We start from the raw sequence: 7,544 nt of genomic DNA, 5'->3' as shown, positions 1-7,544 counted from the left end.
CCCGCCGCCCGGGCACCCGCGAGCGCCGCGAGCAGGGGCGGCCGCACGCCCGCGGGGCCGACGACGTCGACCTCTCCCCGCGAGCGGACGAGCTCGACGGCGCGCGCGGCGTTCGGGTCGGCGAGGAGGGCGGGCAGCAGGCCGGTGAGGTTCATGGTTCCCTTCGCAGGCGCTCCCGCGGACGGCCGGAGGGCGCGACAGCGGGGGCACGACAGCACAGGCGCCCCGGAACCGTGCGGTCCCGGGGTCGTCGTGCTGGAAGTCTACGAGCCGCGTCCCACACGCACACGGCGGCCGCGGCGGTCCGCGGCGTCCGGGCTCAGGCCTGGCTGAGGATCGCGGAGCCGACCGCGGGGAGCACCTGGACCTCGGCCGCCGGCCCCTCGGCCGGCGGGGCGATCCCGTCGAGCCGCGCGAGCGCACGACGCAGCGCGGTGCTCGACGTGTGCGCGGTGTACGGGAAGTAGTGGACCTCGACGCCGACCGCCGCGAAGTCGCGCTCGAGCTTGTCGCCCTTGGGCGTCCCGCGCCAGTCGTCGCCCTTGAAGATGACGTCGAAGCCGACCGAGCGCCACGTGTCGACCTTGTCGGGCACCACCTCGGCGACGACCTCGTCGACGAAGGAGATGTGCCGGACGATCTCCATGCGCTCGGCGAGCGGCACGACAGGACGCGCACCCTTCGTCAGCTCGAGCATCTCGTCGGAGACCACGCCCGCGATGAGGTGGTCGCAGTGCTGCTTCGCGAGCCGCAGGATGTTGAGGTGACCGACGTGGAACAGGTCGTACGCACCCGGTGCGTAGCCGATACGTGCCATGCCTGGTCCCCCGGTCCGAGAAGTGGCGGCGGGGTCGCGAGAGCGGTCCGGCCGGCGTCGTCGCAGCGCCACGATATCGACGCAAACGGGCATTGACGACACACCGGGAGGTAATTCACCCGCGCGGCCGCGACCGTCCGGGTGGGCGGGGAGCCTCGGGAACGTGGCGCTGTGTCACGATGGAACGGTTGCCCGGGGCGCTGCCCCAGGTGGACGCACGCACCCGGGACGTGGGCACCGCGAGACGGGCCCGACGTCCCCACCGGCCGCAGCTGCCCCGACGAAGGACGGTCGATGGAACCGAGCGAGTACCTGTCGATCCTGCGACGGAACTGGCTGCTGCTCGTGGTCGCCGCCGTCCTCGGCTTCGGCGGCGGGTACGCGTACGCGCAGACGGTCCCGCCGAGCTACCGGGCGAAGGCCAGCGTCTTCATCGCCGTCCCGCCCGGCGCGACCGTCGGCGAGGACGTGCAGGGCTCGACGTACGTGCAGAACACCGTGCCGAGCCTCGCGCGCCTCGCCGTGCAGCCCGTCGTGCTCGAGGAGGTCATCGACGACCTCGACCTCGGCACGACCGCGGGCTCGCTCGCCAAGACGATCACCGTCGAGAGCCCGCTCGACACCTCGATCATCGAGATCTCCGTGGTGAGCGGCGAGGCCGACCGCTCCGCCGCGATCGCCAACGGGGTCGCGGACCAGCTCCCGGAGTCGGTCGCCGAGCTCATGGGCGAGCGGGACGCCGACCGCCCGGCGATCCAGATCACCACGACCGGGCCCGCGACGCCGCCGTCGTACGCGTTCTCGCCCAACACCAAGCTGCTCGCCGCGACCGGCATGGCCCTCGGGCTCGCCGCCGCCGTCGTCTTCCTGCTCGGCCGCCGGATCGTCGACACGCGCATCCGCAGCGTCCGGGACCTGCGTCGGGTGACGGACGCCGCGGTGCTCAGCGTCGTGCGCTGGGAGCGCCGCGACGTCGAGGACCGTCTCGTGGTCCGCGACCGCCCGCAGAGCGACCGCGCCGAGGCGTTCCGCCGCCTGCGCACCAACCTGCGCTTCCTCAACCTGCGCGGCTCGGGGCGGACCATCGTGGTGACGTCGTCGCTGCCCGGCGAGGGCAAGTCCGTCACGACGATCAACCTCGCGATGGCCATGGCCGAGGGGTCCTCGCGCATCCTGCTCGTCGACGCGGACCTGCGCCGGCCGTCGGTGTCCCGGATGCTCGGGCTCGAGGGGGCGGTCGGCCTGACCACCGTGCTGATCGGCGACGCGCAGCTGGAGGAGGTCGTCCAGCCGTTCGGCGACGGGACGCTCGACGTGCTGGCCGCCGGCCAGATCCCGCCCAACCCGAGCGAGCTCCTCGACTCGGACTCGATGGTCGAGCTGCTGCGCGAGGCGGCGCTGCGCTACGACGTCGTGCTGCTCGACTCCGCTCCCCTGCTCCCGGTGACCGACGCGGCCGTGCTCGCGCGGCTCACCGACGGCGCGCTGCTCGTGGTCGGCTGCCGCAAGGCGCACCGCCACCAGGTCAGCGAGGCCCTCACCTCGCTCGAGACGGTCGCGGCGCGGATCCTCGGCATCGTGCTCAACCAGGTCTCCTCGAAGGAGTCCGGCGCGGCGTACGTGTACGGGTCGGTGCCCGGGGGCGACTCCCGGCCGACCGGCCGGCGGGGCGCGAGGCGCGGGCGTGTCCCGGGCGAGACGACGCGGGCGGCCCACGCCGCTCCCGGTCGCACGCCCGTGCGATCCTCGCCGTCGACGGCCACCGTGCCGCAGCGCGCGGGCGAGCCCGGAGCGCCGGCGGCGCAGCCCACGGGCCCGCGGTTCGTGGGCCCGAGCCTGCCCGAGGTGCTGGGGCTCGCGGAGCCCGTCGCCGCCGAGCGCCCGCCCGCGCAGTGGTCGCCGGTCTCGTCCCCGGTCGCGGAGCCCGAGAGCGAGGACGCCCCGACGACGCGGGCCCTGCCGACCCTCCCCGCCGGGACGAACTCGGCGCCGGGACAGCCTCCGGGCGCCCCGGACGGGCAGTACGGCCCACCACGACCTGCCGTGCGGCCGACGACAGCCCCGGCCGCACCGGGGCCCTCGGCCCCTGCACCGGCTCCCGTCGAACCGGGTCCCGCCGGGCAGGCGCCCACCGCACCCGCCCTCGGCGCGCAGGCACCGACCTCGCCCGTCCGACCCGCTCCCGACGGCGCACCCGCCCCGCAGGAACGTCGAGACGTCCCGGCCGGCCCGGCGGCGCGACTCTCCCCCGTCCGGCAGGGGCCCGACACCGGGGCCGGCCGGCCGGCACCCGGCAGCGAACCCGGCGGGCCCACCCTCGCCCCCGCCGGCGTGATGGCCGCGTCCGCGCCCCGCCCCGTCGACGCGACGCGGACGGCGGGCACCGAGGCGGCCGCGAGCGAGCCGGACGGCTCCCCGACGGCGGTCCCCGCCGAGTCCTGAGCCGACGGTCCCGCCGGGCCTGAGCGGCCGGCGACGGGCGGCCCGGGGACGGACGCGACGCCGACGGTCCCGCCGGGCGGGAGCGGGCGGTGACGCGTGGTCCAGCGACGGATGCGACGTGACAGGCCCGCCCGTGCCCGTGCCCGTGCCCCCGGCCGCGACCCGTACCCCCCGGTCGGACGTCGGCAGCGGCCACCGCACCTCGAATGGCATGCGGCCCCGGCGGCCGCCCGCGACGCGGCCCCGCCGTCGCGGTGAGCCCGCCTCCGGACGGGCCGTCGGTCCGCGGGAGCCCGCCTCCGGACGGGCCGTCAGCCCGCGCGCTCGAGCAGGACGACCGCGGTGTCCGAGCCGCGCCACTCGTCGGTCGCGACGAACCCGAGCTCCTCGAGCGCCGTGCGCTCGGGAGCGTCCTCCACGAGGGCCCGGTCCGTCACGAGCCACACCCGCGACTCGGCGAGGAGCTCGTCCCGCACGTCCTCGACGGCGCTCGTGCGGTCCCAGAGCTCGCCGTCGGCGTCGGCGGTCGGCAGCCGGGTCGGGTCGTCGAGGTCGGCGAACGCGCCGGGGTAGGTGACGGCGATCGCCCGCGCGGACGACGCCACGCCGAGCATCTCCGTGAACACGACCGCGTCGCCCGCGCGCGCCGACCCCGCGAGGAACCGGACCGCCGGCGCCCAGTCGGACGTGTCCTTGCCCGCGGTCCGGCGCTCGGCGACGTAGGACGGGACGGCGAGCAGGGCGACGAGCACGAGCGCGGCCACGACCTGCGCGCGCGTGCGCAGGTACGTCAGGGCCTCACCGACGAGGAGCGCCAGGGCGGGCACCGAGAAGGCCAGGTACTTCGGGGTGTACATCGGGGACGAGACCAGCGAGTACGCCAGCACCCCGAGCGTGGGCAGCACGAGCCAGGGCGCCGCGACGACGACCGTGGACAAGCCCGCGGGACCACGCGCCGCGCGGACCGTGCGCACCAGGACCCAGGCGACGGCCGCCCAGCAGACCAGCGCCAGCGGCAGCGACAGCACCCCGTCCGTGCCGAACGCCTGGTCGACCACGACGCCGCGCACCGTGCGGAGCCCGAGCTCGGGGATCCACGAGACCTGGCCGGACTGACCTGCCGACCGCAGGAGCACGGGAGCGGCGAGCACACCCCCGGCTGCGGCGGCGACCACGAACCGGGTCAGCGCGCGACGACCCGGCCGCGCGAGGAGCACGGTCACGGCGTGCGCGACCACGAGCAGCCCCAGGAACACCCACAGCGACACACCGATCCCGACGAGCACCGCGTACCCGGCCCACCACCGCCAGCCCCCGCGCCGGAGCGCCGTCACGAGGACGACGGTCGCCCAGACGGCGACGGCCGAGACGAGCGCCCCCGACCGCGCCTCGGTCGCGAGCCAGGTCGTGCGTGGCAGCACCGCGACCACGACGCCCGCGAGCAGGCCGAGCCGCGCCCCGCCCAGCTGGCGCCCGAGGACCACCACCCCGGCCGCCATCACGCCGACGGCGACCGCGCTGAGGGCGCGAGCGGCGAGCAGCGACGGGCCCCACACGTCGAGCCACAGGTGCAGGACGCCGTAGTAGACGCCGTGCACCGCGTCCATGTTCTCGAGGAGGCGGCCGAGCCCGGCCCACCCGCGGGTCGCCGCCGACAGGGTCGCCGCCTCGTCACCCCAGCCCGACGGCACCCACGACCCGAGGAACCCGAGCACCGACGCCCCGAGGCCGACCAGGGCCGGCAGGAGCCAGCCGTGCGCCGTCCCGGCGCGGCGCCCCGCCGCAGGGTCGACCGTCGCCGCACCGGTCCGGGGCGTCGACTCGCCGGCCTCCGGGACGCGCGTGGTCATCGGGGGACGCCGGCCGCCACGGTCGGACGGGCGGGCGCGCGGCGGGTGACCCGCTCGAAGCCCCAGCGGGTCACGCGCCCCATCGCCTCGAGGACGATCGCGCGGCTCATCTTCGACTCGCCACGCTCACGCTCGACGAACGTGACCGGGACCTCGACGACGCGCATCCCGAGGTGGTGCGCGCGCCGCACGAGGTCGATCTGGAAGCAGTACCCCTGGCTCTCGATGCCGTCCGCGACGATGCGTCGCAGCGCGTCCGCGCGGTAGGCCCGGAACCCGGCCGTGGCGTCGCGCACCGGGATCCCGCACATGACGCGCGCGTAGATGCTGCCTCCGCGCGAGAGCAGCTTGCGGTGCAGCGGCCAGTTGACGACGGAACCTCCGCGGACCCAGCGCGAGCCGATCACGAGCTCCGCAGGCGGGCCCTCGAGGGCCGCGAGCAGGGAGGGCAGCTGCTCCGGCAGGTGCGAGCCGTCGGCGTCCATCTCCACGACGACGCCGTACCCCCGGTCGAACGCCCAGGCGAACCCGGCGAGGTAGGCCGCACCGAGGCCGGCCTTGCTCGTCCGGTGCAGCACGTGGACCTGGGGGTCGGCCGCGGCGAGCGCGTCCGCGAGGTCACCGGTCCCGTCCGGCGAGCCGTCGTCGACGACGAGCACGTGGGCGTCGGGCACGGCGGCGCGCAGGCGCGCGACGATGCTCTCGACGTTGAGGCGTTCGTTGTAGGTGGGTATGGCGACGAGCGGGGTCCCGGCGTGCGCGCCGGACGCACCCGCCTCCCCCTCGGCAGGCTCGGACAGCACAGTCGACTCCCTCGTTCCCCGTCGCGTCGGCGGTGCGCGACCCGTCTGTGCCGGTCGCGGGGACCTCGTCCCGTTCGTCACCCTAGCCGCCGAGCCTGGCCGCTCGGCACCTCCGGGCGGGTGAGGTTTGTCCGTTTCTCTCACCCGCCGGGGGGCTCCGTCACGGGTGCCGACGAGGGACAATCGACCGGTACCGACCGAGGGGGGACATGCGGACCACGCACCAGCACCGCGGGGACCCGGGCGGACGCACCGGACCCGGGGTCCTCGACGTCGACGTCCCCTGGCAGGACGGCCGCGCCTCGCTCGCGCCCGCCCCGCCCGTCAGCCCGAGCCCGGCCGTCGGGAGCGGGACGGTCCGCGGCGGTGTCGTCGACCCGGCGACGCAGCTCAACCGCTGGATCGCCGTCGCGGCGCTCGTCCTCACCGGTCTGCGGGTACGCGTCGTGCAGGAGGTGGTCCCCGGCCTGATCGTCGCGGTCGTGCTCCTGCCGGTGTGGCTGCCGGCGCTCCGCCGGTTCGTGGGCGCACGCCTCCTGCTGGGCCTCGGGGTGCTCGCGCTGCTCAACGGCGCATGGCTCACGGTGTGGTCGTCCGCCGACCACGAGATCAGCTCCGGACTGGCCACCAGCACGTCGCTCGTGCTCGCCGGGCTGCTCGGCGGGGTCGGCGTCGTGCTGTGGGCCCGCACGCTGCTGCCGGCCCCGTGGGTCGGCATCTGGCTCGGTCTGGGTGCGCTCGCGGCCGCGGTCGCCCGACCGGACACGTGGGGCGTCAACCCGTGGAAGTTCGCGCTCGCGGTCCCCGTGTCGATCATCGTGCTCTCGGCCGCACGGCTGTGGCGCCGGCGGACGGCGGACGTCGGCGCGCTCGTCGTGCTCGCGCTCTTCTCCGCGACGCAGGACTCCCGCTCGGCGTTCGCGCTCTACCTCGTCGCCGCGGCGCTGCTGCTGTGGCAGGCCGTGCCGTCACGCGTGAAGGGCGAGGCGTCGTCGTGGCGGCGACGGCTCCAGGTGCTCGCCGTGATGGGCGCCGTCGTGGCCGCGACGTACAACCTGGGCGTCTCGCTCATCCTCGAGGGTCACCTGGGCGAGTCGGCGCAGCAGCGCACCCTCGACCAGATCCGCACGTCCGGCTCGCTGCTGCTGGGCGGTCGCCCCGAGCTGGCCGCGACCGTGGCCCTGATGCAGGAGCGGCCGCTCGGCTTCGGGCCCGGGACGCTGCCCTCCCCCTCGGACGTCGCGACCGCCAAGACCGGCATGAGCACGATCCACTACGACCCGGACAACGGCTACGTCGAGCGGTTCATGTTCGGCACCCAGTTCCGGCTGCACTCCGTCGTCGGCGACCTCTGGGCCGCGTTCGGGATCGCGGGCGCCGCGCTCGCGCTCGCGATCCTCGTGCTCGTCGTCCTCGCGCTCGCGGGCGCCGTGACCGCGAAGCAGGCGAGCGGCGTGACGGTGTGGCTCACGTTCCTGACGGCGTGGAACCTGATGTTCGGCACGCTCAACGGGTCCACGACCGCGTTCGTCGCCGTCCTGGGGCTCGCGCTGCTGCAGCGGGGCACGTCGCCCGAGGACCCCGGGGCGCGCGCTCCACGGACCGGCCCGGCGTAGGCACCGGACGGACGGA

5 protein-coding genes are annotated in these 7,544 nt (G+C 75.9%); 2 read left to right on the top strand and 3 right to left on the bottom strand.

The window, feature by feature from the left end; all coding sequences use genetic code 11:
• Positions 1–319: 319 nt before the first annotated feature.
• The gene (locus AB6N24_RS13830; RefSeq protein WP_412869968.1) at positions 320–817 is read right to left on the bottom strand and encodes an FAD synthase family protein; all 498 of its coding nucleotides are present in this window, start codon (positions 815–817) and stop codon (positions 320–322) included.
• Between the two features lie 294 nt (positions 818–1,111).
• On the opposite strand from AB6N24_RS13830, the gene AB6N24_RS13825 reads away from it, so the two are divergent.
• Positions 1,112–3,259: a tyrosine-protein kinase domain-containing protein gene (locus AB6N24_RS13825; protein ID WP_412869967.1), complete on the top strand. Its 2,148-nt coding sequence runs from the start codon at positions 1,112–1,114 to the stop codon at positions 3,257–3,259.
• 311 nt (positions 3,260–3,570) lie between these two features.
• On the opposite strand, the gene AB6N24_RS13820 is transcribed toward AB6N24_RS13825, so the two are convergent.
• Both AB6N24_RS13820 and AB6N24_RS13815 read right to left on the bottom strand, forming a co-directional pair.
• Positions 3,571–5,109 (bottom strand): glycosyltransferase family 39 protein, encoded by a 1,539-nt coding sequence (locus AB6N24_RS13820; protein WP_412869966.1) that lies wholly within the window; start codon positions 5,107–5,109, stop codon positions 3,571–3,573.
• On the bottom strand, positions 5,106–5,909 hold the full coding sequence (locus tag AB6N24_RS13815) for a polyprenol monophosphomannose synthase (RefSeq protein WP_412869970.1): 804 nt from the start codon (positions 5,907–5,909) through the stop codon (positions 5,106–5,108). The genes AB6N24_RS13820 and AB6N24_RS13815 overlap by 4 nt, the downstream gene beginning before the upstream one ends.
• 212 nt (positions 5,910–6,121) lie before the next feature.
• Here AB6N24_RS13815 and AB6N24_RS13810 point away from each other — a divergent pair, with 212 nt between their 5' ends.
• The gene (locus AB6N24_RS13810; protein WP_412869965.1) at positions 6,122–7,528 is read left to right on the top strand and encodes a hypothetical protein; all 1,407 of its coding nucleotides are present in this window, start codon (positions 6,122–6,124) and stop codon (positions 7,526–7,528) included.
• Positions 7,529–7,544 lie beyond the last annotated feature (16 nt).

Origin of the sequence: Cellulomonas jepli (assembly GCF_047229345.1) — a bacterium.
Classification (GTDB): domain Bacteria; phylum Actinomycetota; class Actinomycetes; order Actinomycetales; family Cellulomonadaceae; genus Cellulomonas_A.
This window is presented reverse-complemented; position numbering and strand designations above follow the sequence as displayed.